This is a genomic window from Bradyrhizobium sp. Ken64, from assembly GCF_055807555.1.
On record NZ_JBVVPA010000045.1, the window covers coordinates 1 to 22,556 of the forward strand.

Genomic DNA, 22,556 nt, shown 5'->3' on the forward strand with positions numbered 1-22,556 from the left:
AGGAACTGCTTGGGGCGCACCTCGCGCGAAGCCGGCCACAGCCGCGTTCCGGCACCGCCGCACATGATCAGGGGGATGATTTTTTGGGTCACGTGTGAGCTACTCGAGAGAGGGGTTTATACGCGGTGATAATTTCGATACCATTCGACAAAGCGGCCCAAGCCATCCGCCAGCGGAGTCGAGGGCGTAAAGCCGACGTCCCGTTGCAGGGGCGAAATGTCGGCGCGCGTCTCGAGGACGTCGCCAGCTTGCATCGGCAAAAGCGTGCGGATCGCGGGCTTGCCGATGATCTTCTCCAGTGTCTCGACGAACTCGATCAAATTGACCGAGCGGTTGTTGCCGATGTTGTAGACGCGATACGGCGCATAGCTCGACGAGTTTTCCGGCTGCTCGGCGTTCCACGCGGGATTCGGCGTCGCGGGGCGATCGAGGGTGCGGATCACGCCCTCGACGATGTCGTCGACATAGGTGAAATCGCGCCACATATTTCCATGATTGAAAAGCTTGATCGGCTCACCCGCAAAGATCGCGCGCGTGAAGAGCCAGGCGGCCATGTCGGGCCGGCCCCATGGACCATAGACAGTGAAGAAGCGAAGACCGGTCACCGGCAGCTTGTGAACATGTGCGAACGTGTGCGCCATCAGCTCGTTGGCCTTCTTGCTCGCGGCATAGAGGCTGACCGGATGATTGACCGAATGCTCGGTCGAATACGGCAAGGTCCGATTGGCGCCATACACGGAGCTCGACGAGGCGTAAACGAGATGCGCCAGACCGTGGCGTCGGCCCGCTTCGAGCACGGTGACGAAGCCGTCACAATTGGCGCGAATGCTGGTGATGGGATCGTCGATCGACGCGCGCACGCCGGGCTGCGCCGCAAGGTGAACGACGCGATCAGGAGTAACCTCGTCGAATACGCACGTTAGCGCGGCAAAATCGACGAGGTCGAGCTCATAGGAGCGAAAGCCTGGATAGTGCTTCAGGGTTTCGAGGCGCGCGCGCTTCAGCGCCGGGTCGTAAAAAGGTGTAAATGAATCGATGCCAACGACACCTTCGCCGCGCGCCAACAGCCGTTCACAAACGTGCATTCCGATGAAGCCGGCAGCGCCGGTAACGATCACGGCGCGAGAATTTGTCATTCCTTCATTCCTTCGTTCCGCGAAGTAGTGTCCAGACCTGGGGCAAGGATTGGGCAGTCACAACAACACTATCAGAGAGATTGGTTGGCTGGCAGTGTTGCCAGGAGCGTCTCCGCTACGACCGGCTGGCGAAATCGGGAGATATCAAGCAAATTTCGATGGCAGTGCGCCCGTCAATGACGACGCGATGAAACTAGATTGATCAACCTGAATACAAATGGTCCTTCCGTTGCGGCACCCCCTCGGACAGCTTCCAGGTCGGGATAGGTGCTCATGAACTGAAGCCATCCGGCAATTGCTTCCCGCAACATTGCAGAAATATTTTCTCGTCCGATTGCTCCTGGTCCAGGCGCATAATTGGAACGTCTCAACATTCGGGAGGTTCTCCCGATGCAATCTATTCCAGTTTTAAAGCCATTTCTTCGGTTCATAAATGCCCCGATTTAAATTTCCGATGAAAAGAATGGTGTGGAAGGAGCCAATTTCCGATGCCGACCTCCTCCGTCTGATGTCCGACATCATTTCTCTGCGAGAGCGGGTGGCACAGGCCGAGCTGCGGGCGCATCATCTGAAGCAGACCTCCTTGCACCCGTCGGACAACTCCTCCACGACGAGACAGGTGCAAAAGCGATAGCGCATTCGGCGACCAAGCTCGAAAGGCACCTGGCGTGGTCGCGGCGGCGGTTTGGGACAGTTGGCGGTCAGTCTCACCGGCTGGCCCGTCGCTCCCCCAGCCCACCTCCCCCCAGCCCCAGCTCCCCCAAATGGACAATTTTACAATTAAACCAGTTGACCCCCGTTAAAATTTATTGAATAATAAATCAATTATTAAATGGTTAACGTGTGAGACCTGTAATGATGAAGACGTGTTTTGCCACCGCCCTCTTGGGCCTCGTTGCGGCCACATCAGCACAAGCAGCTACGATTCCCTACCAACACCAAGGGACGGAAAATCCGACCAAGTACACTTTCGCCGCGAGTTCAACCGGTTCGCTGGTCGCATATTTCTATGGATCGGGAGCATCGTTCAGCGAGAGCCTTGGTCTGCTCGTCAACGGCCAGGACAGGGGCACGGCCCTTGATAACCACAGCAGTCCTTTCGGCACGATGTACAACTTCGGCAATGTGAGTGCCGGCGACACGCTGGTCTTCTACGTCGACGTCAAGACGACAGGGTTCAAATACTATTCCGACATTTCCAGGAACGATGATCACGTGAATCACGTCTACTCCACGGCATTCACCGGCCACGGAAAGATTCCGGCCGGGACTTATGTTGGCTTCGAGGACCTCAGTCAGCGCGATACGCACTGGACTGACAATAATTACACCGACGAGCAATTTGTCTTCACGGTCGCTGCGGTGCCTGAACCTTCCACCTGGGCGATGATGGTCCTAGGCTTTGTCGGTGTCGGCTTCCTCGCATATCGCCGCCGCAACTTGGCGCCGACGGCCGCATAGCGGTTCTCAGCATTTTTTGACGGCGCGACCTCTTTTGTCGGGTCAACCGGACTTCGCTCGGTTGACCAACCGACATTCGGCGTGAGTAATGTTGAGACTAGGGCAAAAGAGACATACGACTGAGGCAGCCGCTACAAACGTTTCGCTTTTCGGATCGTCATTGATTGCCTGGAGAAGGGCACGCTGACGAGGTATTTCGCCGCATGCCCCATCGCCTTGTGGATTTTCCTGTCTCCGACGTCAAAAGGCCACACGATCAAGATCAAGATCATGCAACTGGAACACCGCAAGATGCAGGCTTCGATCTGACCTATCGCAATCGAAGCGAATAAGGGTTCACTGGATCGTTCTCCGCGTGGTGAAGCTCCCACCCGGAGGTAGCGGACGCAGGTCAACGGCTCCGCTCGGGGAGCGAGCGTCTTGTCGCTGCCGTTATTTCTACGCTTTCGATAAGGCTCCTTCACGAACGATAAGGCTCCTTCACGAACCGGCGCTCTCCCGGCGCAGCCCAGCTGCGGTTCATTGCACCAGGTGCATTGGTGCTCAGCACGTTCGACGCAATACCACGTCCGGCCGCAGCTTTTTCCCGAGCGGGACATCCGTGGCGAGGCCTGCGCTGAATGCCTTTACCGAAGGGCGATCGTGTTCGGCCCAAATAAGCTGGAGCCCGTCGAGCCCGCTCGCGGTCTTCGGGTTGAGCTCGGGATATTGACCCAATGTGTCGATTAGGATGTCAATCCCGGCATCGGCACCTCCAATTGGATAACCCGATGACTTTCAGCTTTTCGACGACAATCGCCGCGTTCCTCAGCCGGGTCGTTTGGGTGCTGTTTCCAGCCCACCCCCGGCCAGCACGACGTTTCGATGACCGCGTATAATGCGTGGGACGGCATCTTCGTAGCAGCCTATTCTCCGACGGGATAAGCAATGTTGCGGGCCGGCGAAATTCATGAGCTTTCAGGAGAGCGCGCCGATCATCTGAAAAATCGTGTTCAGTAACGGTGCGGTGGCCCTTCGACGGCCTAGTAGCCGGATGACTGTCCCGCTATGGTTTCAGCTGAGGTCCAGCGCCGCCTGCTGAAGCCATGCGCGATGACGAGAGACCCTAGCGGGGACGGACCTCTCAAAGCTCAGGCCCAGCATGAGCTGGCGCACGGGATCAGCTTGCAGCCGGTCCAGATGGTGACTGTGGGCCCGGCCTGCGAGGACGACCGGCGACACGATTGCGAGGGAAAAGAGTAACCAGACCACGTCGCACTCCTTTACGCGCCCCCGATGCAGAAACCTACGTACAAGCCATTTGTTCCGCGACGCCATTGCCGTTTGACGCGATGTGTCTCGACCCGCGAGCTGAGAGGACACGTGGAGCAACCGTGTAGGCACACTGGAAGCCATCGTGAGAGACGGCGTTCCGATCGATCCGCTCGCTCGCCTTTCCGCGAATGAATCGACTGAAGCTGGCCCAGCAACCCCGCGTCTTCTTCTCCTCTGAGACATGCGGCAGAACGTTCATCACGCCCGTACGCCACGCCGTTCAGAAATCGATGGGTGCGACGACGTTCTTGCCCGTCATATTTTCGTTCCCAACAATTGGTTCTATGGATTCGACTGCTGGCCTGATCCATGCAGCACAAGAACGTAAACGGACTCGTTAAGCCACGGTAACGACTTGAAACTCTTCATCAACGGCCGCTTTCTCTCGCAAAAGCTGACCGGCGTTCAGCGCTATGCCGCCGAACTGGTCAAAGCGATCGATGCCTTTCTTGCGTCCGACCAATCGCCCGCTGCCCTCAGAGGAGCCGAGTGGCAATTGCTCGTGCCGAGCGAGACCAGCGAAGCGATCAATCTCACGCGCATCAAGATGCGCAAGATAGGACGGCTGAGCGGACATGCCTGGGACCAGATTGAACTTGCGCGCGCCGCCGCTGGAGGTCGCCTGATCAGTCTGGCCAATGCCGGACCTGTGTTTCATCGTGATCATATCGTCGTCATCCACGACGCACAGGTCTTCCGCCGACCCGATTTCTTCAATTGGCGCTATCTGGCCGTCCACCGCACGATGGGGCGCCTGCTTGCACGCCGGGCCACGATCGCGACCGTATCGGCCTTTTCTCGCAATGAACTGGCTGCAATGCTTGGCCTTTCGAAAACGGACATTCCGATATTCCCCAACAGCGCGGAGCATTTCGCGTCCACAACGCCTGATCCTGGTATTCTCGACCGACTGGGGCTTCAGACGGGAAAATATTTTCTCTTTGTCGGCTCCAGAACCAAGAACAAGAATCTCGCCGTTGCAATTGAGGCGGCGCGGCTGCTCGAACGAAAGGACGTCCCGCTCGTCATTGTCGGCGGAGACAACAGCAAGGTATTTCAAGACAATCTGGGCGAGAGCGAATCGGGCCTGCTTCTGGCGGGACGCCTGGCGGACGAGGAGATTGCAGCTCTGTACGCGAACGCTCTGGCGTTTGTCTTTCCCTCTCTTTACGAGGGCTTTGGTGTACCGCCACTTGAGGCCATGATCTTCGGCTGTCCGGTCATAGCCTCGACGGCTGATGCGGTGATGGAAACGTGTGGCGAAGCAGCTGCTTATTTTTGCGCCAACGACGCTCCAGCGCTGAAACAGCTTATGCTCGAAAGGTTGGCAGTTGGCGCAATCTCTGATCAGGAGCGCAGAAAGCAACAGGACCGGCTTGCATTCTATTCGTGGCAAGATTCGGCGCGAGCATTGTTGGATTTTCTCGCGTCGCGCGTATAGCGACTGACAGCGGCTCGGCATCCAACGAGTTCCGTGCGCACGCCCGCCTTCGAAGGGCGCGGGCTTCAGCATCGCGGCGCAACAACACCACACCGCTGCCTAAATCTCGCTATGGATTGGATGGATTGTGATCGCATCCGTTGATGCTCAATTAAGGATGCGCCATGTCGATCATCCCAACTCAATCTTCCGCAAGGCAGGCGGTGAAGGTGCTGCATGTCGCGGAAACCATCCGGGGTGGGATAGCGAGCTACCTGAACGAATTGCATCCGCAGCAGCAAGCGAGCTTCGGCGCGGAGAACGTGCACTATGTTGTGCCGTCGGATCATCGCCACGACCTCGTTGGAATCGATGACAGCCAGATCACGACCTTCGACAGATCGGGCCGCAGCATCGCCGGACTATTTCAGATGTTGCGGGCGAGCATGCACGCGCTCGACGCCTTCAAGCCCGACGTGATGCATCTCCATTCGTCGTTTGCCGGACTCGTTCTCAGGCCCGCGTTGGCCGCTCGTTCTGAAGGTCCGCGCGTCGTCTATTGCCCGCATGGCTGGGCATTCTCGCGCGAGACCGGCCGCCTGAGCCATCTGGCGGCAAAGGCTGCAGAGACTCTTCTGGCCCGCACGTCGGATCGAATCATCTGCATTTCAGGCGATGAATTCAATGAAGCGGTCCGGGCAGGAATTCCGACCGACCGTCTGACCCTGGTACACAATGGCATCTCCAAGAGCCGCCCACTGCCGCACGGCGTTGCGACAGAATGGACTTCAAAGAAGGCCAAGGTCCTTTTCATCGGCCGCCTTGATCGACAAAAGGGCTTCGACCTCCTGATCGAGGCCGCACGATCCCTCGAAGATGTTCTGGATGTTCGCATTGTCGGCGCCTCCGTCGTCAACAAGTTCGACGGAGCTGCGGTTCCCGCCAACGTCTCGCTGCTGGGCTGGCTGGATCGTCAGCAAATCGAGACTCACCTGGAGGCGGCCGATCTCGTCGTCATCCCGTCACGATGGGAGGCCTTCGGCCTCGTCGCTCTGGAAGCGATGCGTGCGGCCAAGCCCATCCTGGCCTTCCACAGCGGAGCGCTCCCTGAAATCGTCGTTGACGGAGTTACCGGCGTGCTTTGCGAGCCCGTCGCGGTTCAACCTCTCATCGACGGCTTCCGACGGATAATCAATCTGGATCTCGAGGTCCTGGGGCAACGCGGCTACGATCGCTTCAAGCAGTTTTATGACGTCCAGAAGACACACCGCCAGCTGCATCAGGTCTATGTCGAGCTCCTCGACGACAACAAAAGCGGGGTCGAGCAGAACGTGGCACTGCAATCGGACCTCTCGAATCCTTCTTGAGGTGAGTTGCGGCAGGCGAGTAATGATGACGAGTATGATCCAGGCGATGGCAGGCCACCGTACCTTGGGTCGCAACGGGCTTCTCTGGATCGCGAGCCTCATCGCGTCTGTTTCTCTGTCGGTCCCGGCATGCGCTCAACAGGCTCAGACGCTTGAAAGCAGATTTCTGTTGGGTATCGGCACCCATCAGGGACTGGGAGGGCCGGTCAGTTCGCGAGGCTACGTGCCCTCCGTGAACGTCGGTCAGATCAAGCAACTGGGCTTTAACGCGTTCCGCGACGATTTTCCCTGGTCTGATTTCGAATCGCCTGGCCATCGGATGGGATTCACGCCGCGGTTGGGCAGGCTCGACGCGCAGGTTCAGTCCGGCATCGCCCGGCCGCTCCTCATCCTTGCATTCGGCCATCACCTCGTGCCGAACTCGTCGCCCCCGACGACGGACGAAGCCCGGCAGCGGTTCGCGGACTATGCGGCAGCGGCCGCGCGATCAGTAGCGCCGCAGCGCCCGATCTTCGAACTCTGGAACGAGTGGAATCTGGCAGCCAAGAAGGACGCTTCGTTCTCAGCCGAGAATTACCTGGCCCTCGCCAAGGCAGCACGCCCTGCGGTCAAGCAGGCGGTGCCGAATGCGCCTTTCGTCGTCGGCGCGATCGGCGACGATCCCGGTTGGACGTGGACGGAGAAGATGCTGCAAACCGGCATCCTTCAATACGCCGATGGCGCCTCAGTTCATCTTTATAATTTCTGCATGGCGCCGGCGAAGCGCACTTCGACCGAGATTATCGACCGCCTCACGACCTTCCATCGGCTGGTCGGCCAGGCGAGCGGCAATCCCGACTTCCCGGTGTACGTGACCGAAACTGGCTGGACCACGGCTGCAAACAAATGCGGTGTCAGCGAGCAGGCCCAGGCCGATAACACGGCACAGCTCATCCTGTGGGCCTCGACAGCGGCGCGCTGGCTCAAGGGAATGTGGATCTATGAGCTCAAAAACAGCGGCCAGAATCCGGCCGAGCTGGAGGACAATTTCGGCCTCTACGGCTTCGACAACTCGCCCAAACCCGTAGCTTGCGCGGCGCGTGGCGCCTGGGCATTCATCCGGTCCACCCTGACCGCGGAACGTAGAAGCCTTGCCACCGGGGTGATGTCGATCGGAGCAACCTCGAGCACCGGCGGCAAAGTCGCGGTCTGGTCCGAGGACCCGGATCGACGCTACGAGGTCCGGATCAGAGGCGATCTGCCGGGCGCGACTTTCGCGGCCCCCTGCGATGCAACCGCAAGGCCAGCCTCCGGGATCTGGCTGCCGGTTTCGAGCACGCCGGTCCTGATCGCGGCCAATAATGACGCCATTCCCGCACTCGATATACGGCCGGCACGGTAATCGGATCGGCACAAAGAGGTTGACGCGATGAAGATCCTTTTGACATCCACACTTTACCCGACCCCACAGGCACCAAAGATCGTCGGCGGAGCAGAGATCTTCGCGCGGAGATTTGCCGAGGGCCTGGCTCAGCGCGGCGACGAGGTCGAGGTGGTACGCGCCGCATCCGCCCCCGAGCAGGGGCGCGAACTATGCAACGGTATCAACGTCTATTCCGCACCGGTGCAAAACGTGTATGCGCCGTTCACGGAGCAAAAGAACGTCGTGAAACGAAGCATCTGGCATGCGATTGACGATTGGCAGATCGAGGCTCCGCTGATCGCGGAGCGCATTCGCTCCTTCAAGCCGGACGTTCTGCATTCCAATAATTTATCGGGCCTGACCACGGCGATCTGGCGGGTAGCTGCCAAGCTCGGAGTTCCGGTCCTGCATACGCTTCATGACTATTATTTGACGTGTCCACGCTGCTCCCGCTTCGACAAGGGCCACTCCTGCGACCGCACCTGTACGAGCTGTGGGATCCTGACGTACCACCGCAAGCGCGCCACGCATTGGCTCGATGCCGTGGTCGGCGTCAGCGAGCGGGTCCTTTCGATTCACACCGATATGGGCATGTTTGCCGAGACGCCAATCCGCACCGTCATCCGCAATGCCTCGACCGAGCCGCCGCGCTCGCCCTACCCGCGGCCTGTCTGCACGACGGAAGTGACATTCGGCTTCATCGGCCGGATCACCGAGGAGAAGGGCATCGACAATCTCATGCGGGCGCTTGCCATGCTGCCACCTGATCGGATCCGGATGATGATTGCCGGCCGCTTGGGCGATCAGGAACAACAGCGCCTGAGGGCACTGGCGCCGCATGCACGGGTCGAGTTCATGGGATTCGTATCTCCCGATGAATTCTACAGGCAAGTCGACGTCGTGGTCGCGCCATCCATCTGGCACGATCCTGGCCCGCTCGTCGTCGCGGACGCCAAGGCGGCGGGCAGACCGCTGCTCGGTACGCACTTTGGCGGCATGCCGGAGGCGATCGAACATGACGTAACCGGGTGGTTGACCGAAGCGGATCCACAATCTCTGGCCGGGAGCATGCGCGAAATCGCTGCGGATCCGCACAAGATCGACGAGATCAGCCGTCGGCTTATCGCGGACACGAACAAGTGGATCTTTTCCGACGTATTGTCGTCGTACAAGAACCTGTATGAACAACTGCGTGAGCGACGGATGTCGTCCGTGCGCCCGGCAATAGCCGGGGTGCCACAAGCGCATGCGGTGGCAAAGAGTAGCTTCATTCCGAGATGACACGTCTCTTCGCGATCGCCGGTTACGTTTACCAAAGCGCAGCAGCGATCATCCTGATCTTTGTGATCAGTCACCTGTTGCCGGCCGCCGACTACACCAATTATTCTCGCGCGATGGCCTCGAGCCAGTTGCTCTGCGTCCTCATGTTCGAGTGGCTGCAGCTCGCGGGGCTGCGCTTTCTCGCGGCCGCCAAGGAGAGCGAGGCTGCTCGACTGAGATCGTCGCTCTTTGCAGCGGCACTCATGAGCGCCGCTGCGCTCGTTGCGGTCGGGAGCAGCGCCTCCCTGATCAGCGGCCTCACGCCACGGCTGGTCGTCCTCGGCCTGAGCGTGGCCGTTCTTCAGGGCTCGACCGATTTGTATTTCTTGTCGGTGCGTCTGTCGAACCGGCTGGGAACCTCCTCCTGCCTTCTTGCCTTGCGTGCGACAGCTCTTTTGGGCGGGGCTGTCTCGGGCGGAATGATCTCAGGCACAGCCGAAGCGACGCTGCTCGGCATCGCATCGGGTCACCTGCTTGGGCTCCTTGCCGGTCTCGTCGCATATCGCACGCCGCTGGATCGCGTGTCGCTGCGAACAATGCTGGCTGACTGGAAAGACTTCTCGCGTTACGGCATGCTTGCGGCCGGCGCATCCGTGATCCATTTGTCCGTGCCGGTTCTGCTCCGTATCATTGTCGTCGGGCGACTGGGCGCCACGGGAGCCGGTGCAGGATTTTCCATTGCGCTCGACCTGCTGCAACGTCCCTTCTGGGTCCTCAACGCGGCGATCCACACCGTGAGTTATCCTGACGTGGTCAATGATTTCGAGCACGGGAGCGCCACGACATCGAGACAATCGACGCGGCACATGTTCGAGTTCATGATCTGCACGACCCTGGTCCTGCTGGGCGGGCTTGTCGCCTTCATTCCGGACGCGGCGCGCATCCTGGTTCCGCGGGAGAGCGTCCAGGGCTTCCTGGCGACAGGGCCGGCGGTCGCTGCTTTCTACTTCCTCCATACCCATTTGCAGGCGACGATCGCGGTCGTTCCCCACCTGGAAAAGCTCGCGACCAGGCTCGTCCTCATTGCTGCCGGGCAGCTTGCAATGGTTGCGGCGTTCTCCCTGGTTGCCGTCCGGGCCGGCCTCTCGCCACAAGCAGCAGTCACCTGCGCCTCGATCGCCACGCTCGCAGCGATCGTGGCCGGGCTTGGCCCTACCCTCAGATTCGAGGCGGTCCCGCGCTGGCCCCTGGTGCTTCAGGCGCTCGCAGCCGCCATCCTGATCGGATTCCTCAGTCACGCGCCGAGCGAGCCGGCGGCGTGGCTTGCTGGAAAAATCGTCATCGCCGCAATCGCCACGGCTGCGGTCGGCTGGCGCGGAAACTTTCTCCTCCTGGCCCGCCCGAGCTGATCTGTCGACGGATCCCCTCGCGATTCCTCTCTGGAACTGAGGGCCACTGACATTCCGCTCACGGTCGCGAAGTTCCCGCGATGGAACTCTCTGCTTCGCTCCAAGACGCCGCAAAGTGACTGGCAACCCCTACGAGAATACCGAGTGATTTACTCGCGCCAAAACATGACGTCGGCCCAAGCTATCGGTGATCAGTCGATCTTCTTCTGAGCAGGACCAAAAGATTTGGGCTGACCGTCAAGTTGTGCCAGCATGTCTCGTCAGCCTGACAAGCCCAAACCGCATCCGCGCCCAACTCACATGCATCATCGAAGCGCCACATGCGCATATATTCAGCAGTGAAATCTTGCGAATTCTTGGAAGCGCCATCTTCAGGTCATGCTGCGTCGGCACGACATCGCTATTCTCTTGAATCAGAGTCGACCTGTTCCTGCGAGGAACTGCTGATCGCTCTCGATTTGTAGCTCCGATTTTTATCTGAAATTCACACTCGATCGAGAAGGTTGAACGCAAATCCCTGCGAGCAATTTCGTTCGCGTAGAAATTCGAGTGTGAAATGTCGTCAGATCAAACCGTCCTCTCCGCCAGCGGCTTCATCAACTCCATCGGCGTCAACACGCATGCCGGCTTCGGGTGGACCGACTACAATAACCTCGCGCTGATGGTCGATGACCTGAAGTATCTCGGCGTCAACCACCTGCGCGACGCGATGGCGACCAACCCGGCGGCACAGCCGGTCGTTGAAGGGCTGGCGGCTGCCGGTTACAAGTTCGACTTCATCGTATCGTCCGCTCTGCCTGGCCAGGGTAGCGCGGGACTGGCCAACTACATCGTATCGCTCGAAAAATTCGCGATGAGCCACCCCGGCAGCATCAGCGCAATCGAGGGGCTGAACGAAGCCAATCACCAGCCGTTCAGCTACAATGGCAGCTCGACGCTTGGGGCCGCAGCTCAGTATCAGAGCGCGCTGTATCATGCGGTGAAGGGCGACGCGGCGCTGGCCGGCATTCCCGTCTACAACTTGTCGCTCGCCTATAATGACCCGCAGGGCTACAGCCAGCTCGGCAACATGTCGGGCTCGGTCGACTTCGTCAACGCCCACGCCTATGTCAGCACCGGCGCCACGCCGAACAGCTCACTGGCTGCAACACTAAGCGCCGTGGCGGCCGCGGCACCAGGAAAGCCCGTCGTTATCACCGAGACGGGCTACACGACTCAGGCCAACACCCAATATCTCGGCGTGGACGAGACCGTGCAGGCCAAGTCCATCCTCAACACCCTGGTCGATGCCTACAAGGGGGGTGTAAGCGCGACCTATCTCTACGAGATGTTCGACCGGGACTCTTCGACAGGCAATACCAACCCGGAAGCCAAGTTCGGTCTGTTCCACTCGGACGGGACACCCAAGCTCGCCGCGACGGCGATTCACAATCTGACGAGCATTCTCGCAGATGACGGCAAGGGCGGCCACCAGCCGACTGATCCACTGAACTATACGCTGAGCAACATGCCGGCCTCGGGCAACAGCATGGTGCTGGGCAAGAGCAATGGGGCCTACGAGCTTGTTGTGTGGGCGGAGCCGAAGCTCTGGAACGATGCGGCCGACGCCGAGATATCCAACCCGAGCCAGACCGTCACCGTTAATCTGGGCGGCGTGCATCATTCCGTAAAGGTCTACGACACATTGACGGGAACGTCGGCGATCGCCAGCTACACCGATGTCAGCACGATCACCATCCCTGTTAGCGATCACCCGCTCATTATCGAGATCGACGCGCCTGCGACCACGTCGACGCCTCCGAGCACACAAGCAAGTGTGAGCGGTACGGCGGCGGAGATTGTGCCGCAGTTGTCCGACTTGAGCTCATCGGCTGCGCTGAAAACTATCGCGCTAACCGACACGCACATCCTGCCGGTCGCGTCGAAGGCGACGATGGACTACATCATCGCCCACTACGGCAGCGCCCTATCCAAAATACAGGGTGGATATTCGTTCTCAGTGACGAACTCGGCAGCGAGCTGGATCAACACGAAGACCTATGACGCCACTGGAAAGCTCGTCTCAGCGGCGGATACCGGGCTCAACAGCAGCGGACTTCCAGTCTCCACCACAGTTGTCAATTCGGACGGCTCCAAGGATGCGATCGGCTATACCGCAGGCATAAAGTCTTCCTTCATCCATCTAGCGACTGATGGAACCAGAACCACCGACACGTACAACACGGCCGGAACTCTTCTCACCGAGGTCGTGCAGAAGCCCACTGGCTACTATTCGACAGCGATCTATACCAATGGCTTGAAGACTGCCTCGTACGTCCTGAACGCCGATCACAGCCAGGACAACTACACCTACAACATCAAGGGACTTACCTATACTACTCAGGTCCAGCACCTCGATACGACCGGCAAGCTCACCTCCGTGACTCGCACCCATGCCGACGGCACGCTGGACTCGACCCAGGTCTTCACCAGCGACGGCGGCAGCGTCATCACCAATTATAGCGCCTCGGGCCTCAAGCTGGTTGAGACCGACTATCACGCCGATCACAGCAAGGACGTATGGACGTACAACATCACCGGCCAGACCTACACGACTGAGCACGACATCTACGACTCCACCGGGTTCCTCACCACGCTGGTCCGCCGGCACGCCGACAGCAGCCTCGCCTTCAAGTTGGTCCAGAGCAAGGACGGGACCAAGACCACCGACTGGTACGATGCCGCAGGCAACCTGACCAGCGAGGTCGTGCAGAAGGCCGGCGGCTTCAACTCGACTACGCTCTACAGCAATGGTCTGAAGACCAAGGCCTACGTGCACAATGCCGACGGCAGCCAGGACAATTACAGCTACGGCGTCACCGGCCAGAGCTACGTCACGCTGATCCAGCATGTCGATCCTTCCGGCAAAGTGACGAGCGTAACCCGCAAGCACGCCGATGGAACCCTGGACTATACCCAGATCATCAACAGCGACGGCAGCAGCGTCGTGACCAACTACGATGCAGCTGGCAGCAGGACCAAGGAGACGGATTATCACGCCAATGGCAGCAAGGATGTCTGGCTCTATAATGTCACCGGCCAGAATTATACGACCGAGCACGACATCTACGACGCGACAGGATTCTTGACAACGCTGGTGCGCCGGCACGCCGATGGCAGCCTGGCTTTCAAGCTGGCGCAGAGCAGCGACGGCACGAAGACTACTGAATGGTACGACACCACGGGCGGTCTCACCAGCGAGGTTGTGCAAAAGACCGACGGCTACGATTCCACGACGGTGTACAGCAACGGCGTGAAGACCGCAGCTTACATCACCAATGCGGACCTCAGCCACGACAATTACAGCTATAACATCAAGGGACAGAGCTACACGACCCAGCACCAGCATCTCGATGCTTCCGGCAAGCTAACGGAGATGACGCGGACCCACGCAGACGGCACGCTTGACTACAGCCAGCTGGTCCATGGAGACGGAAGCAGCGTCGTCAGCAACTACAACGCTTCCGGCGTCAAAATGACGGAGACCGATTTCCACGCTGATGGCTCGCGAGACGTCTTTCTGCTGAACGTCGTCGGTCAGAATTACACCACCGAGCACGACGTCTATGACAAGACGGGCTTCCTCAGCGACATCGTGCGGACGCACGCCGACAACAGCCTGGCCTTCACGCTGAAGCAGAGCACCGACGGCACCAAGACGTCGGACTGGTATGACGCCAAGGGTATTCTAACGAGCGAGGTAACGACAAAGAGCGACGGCTACAGCTCTACCACAGTCTATAACAACGGCATCAAGACCGCCGCCTACATTACGAACGCCGATCACAGCTCGGACAATTGGAGCTACAACGTGGGCGGCCAGAGCTACACCACTCAGCATCAGCACCTCGACGCTTCCGGCAACATAGATTCGATCACGAGGACGCACGCGGACGGCACCCTGGACTATACTCAAGTCGTCCACGATGATGGCAGCAAGCTGACCGACATCTATGACAGCGCGGGCTCCAAGACCCAGGAGGTCGCCAACAATGTAGACGGGTCCCGGGACGTTCTCCTGTTCAACTTCAAGGGGCAGCAGGGCACGGTGCAGCATGAGCACTACAATGCCGCCAATGCGCTTCAATACTTTGATACCACAAATGCGGCGGGTGCGCACAACGTCACAGCGGTCGCTGCTGGCGTAACGATCGCGGGCGGAAACGGCAACGACGTGTTTTCGACGGCGCCCGGCTCGACGACCATCGCTTACGACCATGGGCTCGATCAGATCGCCAACTTCCATGCCGGCAATGCCGGCAACCACGACGTTATCGAGATCTCGAAACTGCTGGCGGCTGACTACGGCCACCTGCAAATCACGCAATCGGGCGCGGACGCCGTGGTTTCCCTCGCGGAGAGCGATTCGATCCTTATCAAGAACGTCAGCGTCGCCAGTCTGACAAGCCACAATTTCCTCTTCGTTTGAAGGCGGGAGCTTGTCGCAAACGTGCATCAGCATCGCTCGGGGGTTGGACGGCGATCCAATCGCCCGAGCAATCATTGGGGCGCCTGCCGCCCCCTTGGGCACCTGACTTTGCAATTTCGCTGACGTTGCAAGAGCCCGCCGGGAACGCAGAGCGGACCGTCGCGATTTGCGGAGCGCCGCCCGGCATTCTGCGAAGTTGCGTCACAATTGATCCCTAGAAGGAGGCAACGTTCTCGAAGGAATTCTGCGCCGACATGGACTCTCGTGGACCAGGACGCTTCGTCGTTCTCGATTTCTACCGTTTCGTCGCCGCACTCGGCGTCTTCATCTTCCATCTCAAGAACATAGACAAGGGCATCTCCCCGGCCTGGAACGGTTCCTATGGCCTGTTTGTGGATATGTTCTTCATCCTTTCCGGTTTCGTGATTTCCTATTCCTACCCCGCGAAATCGACGGGGATCCGCTCCTACGGTCGCTTCCTGGTCCGGCGCGTCGCGCGAATTTACCCGTTACACTTACTGACGCTGTTCGCATTCGTGATCCTCGCCTGGATCGGAATAGCGGGCCCCACCTCGCATACGGGGCCGCTGGATTTCGTCTACAACCTCTTTCTGGTGCAGGCCTGGGGCGTTACCGATCATCTAAGCTTCAACTCGCCCTCGTGGTCGATCAGCGCGGAATTGTTCTGTTACCTGCTATTTCCGGTTCTCATACTCGCCGCGGCCAGCGTGCCGCCTCTCGTGCTGGCGCTTATCGTGGCGATCTCCTACGCGATCCTGGCTCATGGCCATCTGCCGATTTGGCAAGAGCCATCCCAGATGTACGGAGCGAATTTCGATTTTGGCATGCTGCGCGCGCTGCCGAGCTTCTTGAACGGGATCCTGCTGACGGTCCTCTTCAAGCTGTCCCAGGACTACCGAAGGAAGCCGGTTGCGATCGCCGGCATCGCACTGTTCGGGGTTTCGGTCCTGGTCCTGAACATATATGCCAAGCCGGATCTCGCGATTATCCTGTTCTCTCTGGCAATCCTTTGCACCGCCGTCGGCGAAAGCGCCTTTGACCGATTTCCAGGTTCGAACTGGCTCGGCCGGCTCGGCAACACCTCATACGCGATCTACATGGTGCACGAGCTGGTGCTTATCCTGCTGTTCAAGCCGGCCTGGCATTATTTCGGACTGCAACCGGGCTTCTTTCCGCTTTTCGCCCTGGTCTGTTGCATCATCCTGACGGTCGTTGCCGACGTCACATATAACTACGTTGAAAACCCCGCACGAAAATTGCTCAACCGGCTTGCGCCGGGGGACCCGAAATTGACCCGCGCTTCGACCGCCGCCCCACTCGATCTCACCGAAACCAGACAGGCCGCGAACGCAAGCTAGGTCTTGAAGGCTAGGTGCTGGACGATCGCCTGACGTGTCTCAGTGCTGCCTGGCATATCCGCATCGCGGCGGGACGGGCCATCGCGAACACGACGACCAGATAGACGGCGGAGCCGAACAGCACGAGCGCAGCAAGACGCAGCCACGATGACATCGCCGGCAGGGCGACGGAGGCACCCACGACCGCGCCTGTCATCACCGCGGAGCCTACAGATGCGGGCATCAGCGCCAGGATATAAGGCCTGATCCCCAGCGACAGGATGCGCATCGAGGCTCCCGCAGATAGCGGATACAGCGCCAGGGCTCGCACGACATAGCCGGACGCAATCGCAATCAGGCCGAACGGCGCGGCAACAACGAAGATCGTGATGTTCGAAACTGCATAGATTAGCGTCAGCCAGGTCTGCCAATGGGGCTTTCCGAAGGCCAGAATAACAGAGTGATTGTAGAGGCCAATCGTCGTCAGGAATCCCGTGACCGACATGATGGAGAGTAGCGGGGCCGCTTCAATCCACTTCAATCCGAAGAAGTCGACGATCAGATCCGGCGCCAGCACCGCAATTCCAGCGAAAATCGGGGCCGTCAGCAGCGACGTGTACATGACGAAATCGACAAGCGTCGCCCGCGAAGCCCCTTGATCATGCTGGAGGCCGGCGATCGTCGCAAAGAAGACGCGGTTCAACGCATTTCCGATCACGATGCTTACGGCATTGACCAGCCGCTTGGCCAGGCTGTAGAAGCCCGCGCCGGCGGCGCCGGTATACCATGTGACGAAGATCAGATCGGAATTGGCGTTGGCGAAGTTCGTGATTCCCGTCAACGCCACGTAGCGCGCGTACCTCAGAAGCTCAGTGGCGGCCGTTCGGCTGAAGCGGAAACCGGGTGTCCAGGGCGTGAGGGTCCACAGGCTGATCAGCGAAATCAGCGACGTTGTGACGAGCTGCCCGACCAGCGCAAGGACTCCGTAGCCCTGGCTTGCCAGCGCAATGCCAACAGCCCCGCCCGCCGAAATGGACAGCAGCGAGCGGATTGCAAGGGATCGAAACAGCTGATTACGGGTCAACCAGGCCTCGTGCGTCCGCGACAAGCCCTGCACCGCAACCACGATGCAAAACCCCTTGAGAACGAGAGCCATGTCCGAAAGGCCGGAAAAACGTTCGATCGCATCGCTAGATACGAAAAGCGCGAGGGCCGCAAGTAAAGAGAGACCGGCGATGAGCCAAAAAGAGGCAGTGTAATCCTCGTCCTTCGGCTCGGCACGCGCCTGGACGGCGATCGCAACACTCTCGATCAGAACGGATCGGCAGAAATCGAGCGCCAGGGCGCCGGTTGCCACGACGCCAAGGATCTGCGGTGATAGCAACCTCGCCATCATCATGTAGATGACAAGCGTGAGCGACTGGCCGACCGCCGAATCGAGCGCTGACCAGATGACGCCCGAAATGATCGAGCGCGACTTGATAATTTCGTGGCGCAAATGGAAGCCTGTCACATCTCGGGTTAGCCGAACGCTCGTCATTGAGCCATCAGTTGCAATGGTCCAATAGTCGCCTTGTTTAGGAGGACACTACGGCGAGAAAGCAGCTACAATTCGAGGCAGCATGAATTTCCGGGGCAATCTGCGACGACTGATCAACGAAGTCGGCTGCGACTTCATTCATCCGCTGCCATATCCGCACGTGGAGTTGTTCTTCTGGCGACCAGACGACGGAACCATCAATTTCGGTGACTATCTGTCGCTGGTCGTGGTCGACCATCTCCTGCGACATTTCGGCTACACGCTCGCGGACGAGGTGCCATTGCAAAAGCGCATGTTCGCGATCGGCTCGGTGCTCCACTATGCGCGAAATGGTGACGTCGTCTGGGGCAGTGGGGTGAATGGACGCCCGGGCCAGGGCGACCTCAATCGACGCGTGCAGACCCTGGATGTACGCGCGGTGCGCGGCCCGCGCACACTGGAGATCCTGCGACGCCGGGGCATTACTGTGCCCGAGGTGTTTGGTGACCCTGCGCTGCTAATTCCCCGGCTGTTTCCCAATCGCTTTCATCCAACTGCCACGAAGCGATGGGTGTTCGTGCCGAACCTGCACGATTTAAATCTGATCGACCACACTGCCAATACAGTGGTCTCACCCCTTGGATCCTGGAATCGACGTATTGACGCCATTCTGGAAGCCGAATTGGTTCTGGCCAGCTCGCTCCATGGCATCATCGTCGCCGAGGCATTCGGAATACCGGCGCGCTACGTGCGGCTAAGCAGCGGGGAATCTGAGTTCAAGTACCGTGACTATTACGAAGGCACCGGCCGGTTCGGCGTCGAGTTTGCCTCAAGCATCGACGAAGGGCGCGAGATGGGTGGAGCTGCGCGCCTCAACTTTGATCATCGTGCCCTGATGGGTGCATTCCCGATCGACCTTTGGAGCGGAGAGAACTGAGATGGCTAAGCGCCTCCGCGTCGCAATCTACGCGCCGCATTTCGCCGAATATTCCTACAGGCTTGCCGCGGGGCTGGCACGCCGCTGCGAAGTCCGTCTCGTGCTCAATCGCAAGGACGCCAACCAGCAGTGGGACCTTTCCTGGATTCCGTCTTCCGAACCGTTCGATACCCGTGTGCGCGACCTCAGCATTCGTCGCTTCGGAGCAATCGGGCTTCCGAGCTCGTTCCTCGACGTACTCGCATTTCGCCCCGACATCGTCCATTGCCACGAATGTCCGGAATATTTCACGGCGGGCCTGATGGAGTTGCTGCGACTGACCAGCCTGCCACGCGTTTTGACAGTGCATGATGCAATTCCCCATTCCGAGGGCGGATCGGGTACCAACTCGACCGAAGAAAGATTGCGTAAACGCATGCGTGCAGCGGCAACGCACATCACGGTGCATGGTCAAAGCTGCATCTCCGACTTCCGCAAAGCTTCACCAGGCTATGTGGGCGAAATCACCTCGTCCATGCACGGCGTGCTGATGGTGCCGCGAACGGATACTGCAGCCGTGCAATCGATCAAGGGGCGAATTCTCTTCTTCGGCAGAATGTGGGCCTACAAGGGGCTTGACGTTTTTCTCGACGCCATCGACTTGCTCGCAAAACGGCGCGTTCGCCACCACGCAGTTGTTGCCGGTCGCGGGCCTGAAATGGTGAGACTGACCACACGCATGGCCGCTATGCCGACCATCGAGACCATCGACTCCTATATCTCGGCCGCCGACACCAGTACCCTCTTCCAGTCTGCAGAGGTCGTCGCGCTTCCCTACAAGGATGCGACGCAGAGCGGCGTGCTGGCATCCGCGTTTGGCAATCACCGCCCCGTTGTCGCCAGCGCAACAGGAGGCATTCCTGATGTTGTCACCGACGGAATCAATGGCTTGCTGGTTCCGCCAGGAGACGCGACTGCGCTGGCCGACGCGCTGGAGCGCGTCCTCACCTCGAGATCACTGGCGGCAAGCCTGACCGACGGCGCAAGGGAAACAGCGCAAGGATCGCTGAACTGGGATCACATCGCCGACAATCTGTTTACAAGCTATCGCCGCGTTGCCGCTTAGGTGGGCGCGGCAATTCCGTTATGGCGAAACCGGATGCTCGGTGCCTGCGATCGGACGGAAGAACAGGCCCCGCAGGCTACCGTCGATCAGGCGCCTGAGCCTCACCTCGATCAGCTCGTAGCTGATCGCGCTGGCGATCAATGACAGCACCAGTCCCAGTCCAATGAAGGCCACCCACAATATCCATCGGTCGATGCCGGTCGCGACGAGCTTGAGACCGGCCACTTGCAAAGGAAACAGAACGAAAGGGTGCACCAGATAGAGACTGTAGCTGATCTTCCCCACATATTGCAGCGCCGGCGTGTTGAGCAGATTGCCGATCCCCGAGCCGCGCGCCAGCACCATCCCGAACAACAGAGTACCGGGCACGAGACCGATGAAGGGATGGAACAGCACCAGGCTCGCATACATCGCGACCGCGCAGATCAGGCCAGCGGCAACGCCGAGACGTCCCGGCACGGAAAAGCGAATGCCGATGGCGCTAAAGAGCATTCCAATACAGAAGAACGCAGTGATCGGCCAGTGCATCAGGCAAGCGAGCCCAAGCAGAACGAGTGGAGCCGCCAGCAGCCGGCCGCCGATCCGCAGCGCGCTGAACGTCAGCGCAAACCAGATATAGAATGCCCACTCATAGGTCAGCGTCCAGGCATTTTGCTGCGCTATCGGAAGCCCTAGCGCATCCTGGAGAAAGAAAAGGTTGGCAACGAATATACCTGCATAGCTGCCAGCGTCGATGCCACGGAAGAACTTGTAACCGACCAAAGGGCCGACCGAAAACAGCACAAGATGCAGGATGATAAAGACTGGCATGATGCGCAAGATGCGGTCAAAGAAGAATTTCGCCAACGACCCGTGCCGGACCAGGCTTGCCGGGATCAGGAATCCGCTGATCATGAAGAACAGTTCGACCCCGTGTCCGCCGACATTGATGACCGACTGCAACCACGGCCACAGCGGCGGGAGGAACCCGGGATCGAGAATGTCGTACATGCCCCCCTTCGGCATGTCGTAAAAGTGGTCCATCAGCACGCTGAGAGCGGCAATGCCACGAAGTCCCTGCACAGACGGCACAAACGATCCATCGTAGCCGGCCGGTGCATCGCGTGCTCCGCCCCTCACTCGGCGGCTCCCTGGCTGCTGAGAGCACGCTCGAGAACGACTCGCTTCCGCCTGTCCGACCGGAACCTGTGCCCGAATGCGATCGATGGCTTTTCCGTAAACGTGTAAGTCAGCCAGCTCACGACGAGCGACAATGCGACGATCGCGGCAACGAAAAGCGACCACCCAAGCGGTCCGTCACCGACGCCGACAAGACGATGAATCCAGACGATCACGAACGGCGACATCAGGTACAACGAGTAACTGATGACGCCGACGAACGCCATCGACCGCAATGCCATCCGCTCGCCGAACGTGGCAAACACGATAAAGACGAGAGCGGCAAGCACGTAAGCCGAGCCGATCGAATAGCTGTAGAAGAAATTCTCGTGGTAGACGCCGCCGAACCTCCTCTCCGCCAGAGTCACCGCAAAGATCGCGTAAAGCAGCGTGCATGCGGCAACATGCCGCCATCGCAGTCGTTCTTCGATCACCGTGTCGCGTATGATCTTGCCAAGAAACATCGCCGACAGGTTCAGGGCGACCTCCAGCAACGATGAGACCGTCCGGCTGTCGATCAACATCGGCACGATGGTGCCGACCAGGGCCGCGCCAATAACGATCGAAACGGCCGTATAGCTCCGGTTCAGCAACCCCATCGCAAAGAGGATGGTACACCCGATGTAGAACAACAGTTCTATGGCGAGGGTCCAGTAGAAGATCCAGAGATTCGGCACGTTCACGAATGTCTGCAGCATCGTGAGATTGGCCAGAAACTGCGGCAGCGCATAGGTTTTTCCATCCAGTGCCAGAAGTGTCGCCAGCCCGATCAGGATCGAGGTCCAATAGGCGGGATAGAGACGGAAAACCCGGCTTACCGCAAAATCCCGCACTGGCGCTGCACTGTTCGGGAAGCTGAAGGGGATGACGAAGCCGCTGACAAGGAAGAACAGCACGACGCCAAACCGGCCGAAGTTCATGTAGTAGCCGAGAACGTTGTGAAACGTCCAGTAGTAGTCGCCGGTCGGGTGATGCTGGACGATCACCTCGAGCGCATGCTGCAGCAGCACAGCGAGTACGGCTATGCCACGCAACGTATCGATGAACGCAAGTCGTTTATGCATCTCGTTGTCTCACCCGTCGGCCACGCTAAGCCGGTTTCGGACTGGTCCCGCGATAACCACCCAATCCACCCGATCCCAGTCCGAGAACCTCCTCTGGCGGGCTCGTTGGAACGATCAGCGGTTGTACCGCCGCTTTTCGGGTGAAAACTCCGCTGAAACTCAGAGAGATCAGAAGTAG

General features: G+C 59.3%; 14 protein-coding genes and 1 pseudogene. 10 read left to right on the plus strand and 5 right to left on the minus strand.

The window, feature by feature from the left end:
- Both AC0L2F_RS34600 and AC0L2F_RS34605 read right to left on the minus strand, forming a co-directional pair.
- The coding region (locus AC0L2F_RS34600) for a sugar phosphate nucleotidyltransferase (RefSeq protein ID WP_473251400.1) at window positions 1–92 on the minus strand (92 nt) is incomplete at its 3' end.
- 24 nt (window positions 93–116) lie between these two features.
- Complete coding sequence (locus AC0L2F_RS34605) at window positions 117–1,136, minus strand: NAD-dependent epimerase/dehydratase family protein (RefSeq protein WP_063993562.1); 1,020 nt, start codon at window positions 1,134–1,136, stop codon at window positions 117–119.
- A gap of 1,350 nt (window positions 1,137–2,486) precedes the next feature.
- Here AC0L2F_RS34605 and AC0L2F_RS34610 point away from each other — a divergent pair.
- The 8 genes and pseudogenes from AC0L2F_RS34610 to AC0L2F_RS34645 all read left to right on the plus strand — a co-directional run.
- A pseudogene (locus tag AC0L2F_RS34610) lies at window positions 2,487–2,597 on the plus strand (PEPxxWA-CTERM sorting domain-containing protein); the annotation flags it as partial.
- A gap of 1,669 nt (window positions 2,598–4,266) precedes the next feature.
- Window positions 4,267–5,352 (plus strand): glycosyltransferase family 4 protein, encoded by a 1,086-nt coding sequence (locus tag AC0L2F_RS34615; protein WP_473251393.1) that lies wholly within the window; start codon window positions 4,267–4,269, stop codon window positions 5,350–5,352.
- A 164-nt stretch (window positions 5,353–5,516) separates the two neighbouring features.
- Window positions 5,517–6,698, plus strand: a complete 1,182-nt coding sequence (locus AC0L2F_RS34620) for a glycosyltransferase (RefSeq protein WP_245313443.1) — start codon at window positions 5,517–5,519, stop codon at window positions 6,696–6,698.
- A 34-nt stretch (window positions 6,699–6,732) separates the two neighbouring features.
- A complete protein-coding gene (locus tag AC0L2F_RS34625) occupies window positions 6,733–8,079 on the plus strand; it encodes a cellulase family glycosylhydrolase (RefSeq protein WP_473251394.1) in 1,347 nt (448 codons plus the stop codon).
- 27 nt (window positions 8,080–8,106) lie between these two features.
- On the plus strand, window positions 8,107–9,381 hold the full coding sequence (locus AC0L2F_RS34630; RefSeq protein WP_063993566.1) for a glycosyltransferase family 4 protein: 1,275 nt from the start codon (window positions 8,107–8,109) through the stop codon (window positions 9,379–9,381).
- Window positions 9,378–10,769 (plus strand): hypothetical protein, encoded by a 1,392-nt coding sequence (locus AC0L2F_RS34635; protein WP_473251395.1) that lies wholly within the window; start codon window positions 9,378–9,380, stop codon window positions 10,767–10,769. Before AC0L2F_RS34630 ends, AC0L2F_RS34635 begins: the two co-directional genes overlap by 4 nt.
- A gap of 556 nt (window positions 10,770–11,325) precedes the next feature.
- Window positions 11,326–15,237, plus strand: a complete 3,912-nt coding sequence (locus tag AC0L2F_RS34640; protein WP_473251396.1) for an RHS repeat domain-containing protein — start codon at window positions 11,326–11,328, stop codon at window positions 15,235–15,237.
- 254 nt (window positions 15,238–15,491) lie between these two features.
- A complete protein-coding gene (locus tag AC0L2F_RS34645) occupies window positions 15,492–16,616 on the plus strand; it encodes an acyltransferase family protein (RefSeq protein ID WP_063993569.1) in 1,125 nt (374 codons plus the stop codon).
- A 10-nt stretch (window positions 16,617–16,626) separates the two neighbouring features.
- On the opposite strand, the gene AC0L2F_RS34650 is transcribed toward AC0L2F_RS34645, so the two are convergent.
- Complete coding sequence (locus tag AC0L2F_RS34650; protein WP_084777354.1) at window positions 16,627–18,135, minus strand: lipopolysaccharide biosynthesis protein; 1,509 nt, start codon at window positions 18,133–18,135, stop codon at window positions 16,627–16,629.
- 82 nt (window positions 18,136–18,217) lie between these two features.
- Here AC0L2F_RS34650 and AC0L2F_RS34655 point away from each other — a divergent pair, with 82 nt between their 5' ends.
- Together AC0L2F_RS34655 and AC0L2F_RS34660 are read left to right on the plus strand one after the other, a co-directional pair.
- Window positions 18,218–19,051 (plus strand): polysaccharide pyruvyl transferase family protein, encoded by an 834-nt coding sequence (locus tag AC0L2F_RS34655; RefSeq protein ID WP_473251397.1) that lies wholly within the window; start codon window positions 18,218–18,220, stop codon window positions 19,049–19,051.
- A 1-nt stretch (window position 19,052) separates the two neighbouring features.
- Window positions 19,053–20,156, plus strand: coding sequence for a glycosyltransferase family 4 protein (locus AC0L2F_RS34660; RefSeq protein ID WP_473251398.1), 1,104 nt, complete (start codon window positions 19,053–19,055; stop codon window positions 20,154–20,156).
- An 18-nt stretch (window positions 20,157–20,174) separates the two neighbouring features.
- Here AC0L2F_RS34660 and AC0L2F_RS34665 read toward each other — a convergent pair whose 3' ends face one another.
- The gene (locus AC0L2F_RS34665) at window positions 20,175–21,275 is read right to left on the minus strand and encodes an acyltransferase family protein (RefSeq protein ID WP_063993572.1); all 1,101 of its coding nucleotides are present in this window, start codon (window positions 21,273–21,275) and stop codon (window positions 20,175–20,177) included.
- Window positions 21,272–22,324 carry an acyltransferase family protein gene (locus AC0L2F_RS34670; protein ID WP_473251399.1) on the minus strand — a complete coding sequence of 351 codons (1,053 nt, stop codon included), beginning with the start codon at window positions 22,322–22,324 and terminating at the stop codon, window positions 21,272–21,274. The genes AC0L2F_RS34665 and AC0L2F_RS34670 overlap by 4 nt, the downstream gene beginning before the upstream one ends.
- Between the last annotated feature and the right edge of the window lie 232 nt (window positions 22,325–22,556).